The 520-nt window shown below is 58.8% G+C and carries 1 protein-coding gene; it reads right to left on the reverse strand.

What is annotated here, in order from left to right; genetic code table 11:
* Positions 1-31: 31 nt before the first annotated feature.
* Positions 32-520 (reverse strand): hypothetical protein (locus tag FCU66_RS40055; protein ID WP_246094209.1); only part of this gene is annotated, 489 nt, incomplete at its 5' end.

Below are 520 nucleotides of genomic sequence, written 5' to 3' on the forward strand. Positions count from 1 at the left end.
GTCAGCGAGTCGCCGTAGCAAAGAACCGTCTTCATGCGCCCACCTGTGCCTTGATAAAACCGCGTCTCAACCGCCAGCGCACGAACAGCCAGTGAACCAGCACGGTGGCCAGGTTCGGCAAAACCAGGCCAGCGACGATTGGCAGGTCGCCTCCCCACTGGCGCTTGCCGATCGGCTGCGAGAACGTCCAGCCGATCAGGCCGAACCCAACCAGCACGACCAGGACAATTGCGCCAAGGGCTAGCCAGTTGATGATCGTCGATGCATTCGAAAAAAGCTGCGCAATGAAAAACACGATCGTCACGCAAATGGTGACAAGCGCGGACGCCATGAACACGAGAATATATTCTTCCTGCGCATGGGTTTCGACCGCCAGCAGCTGAGCAACCAAGCCGCCGGCGAATCCGGAAATGATGAAAGCGAAGAGGCTGGTGAAGACTATCCGCACCGCCCTCTCCCGTCCTAGACCAGCATGCCCATCGGGTTCTCGATCAGCCGCTTGAAGGCGACCAGCAGTTCC

Origin of the sequence: Mesorhizobium norvegicum (genome assembly GCF_004919685.1) — a bacterium.
Lineage (GTDB): Bacteria > Pseudomonadota > Alphaproteobacteria > Rhizobiales > Rhizobiaceae > Mesorhizobium > Mesorhizobium norvegicum.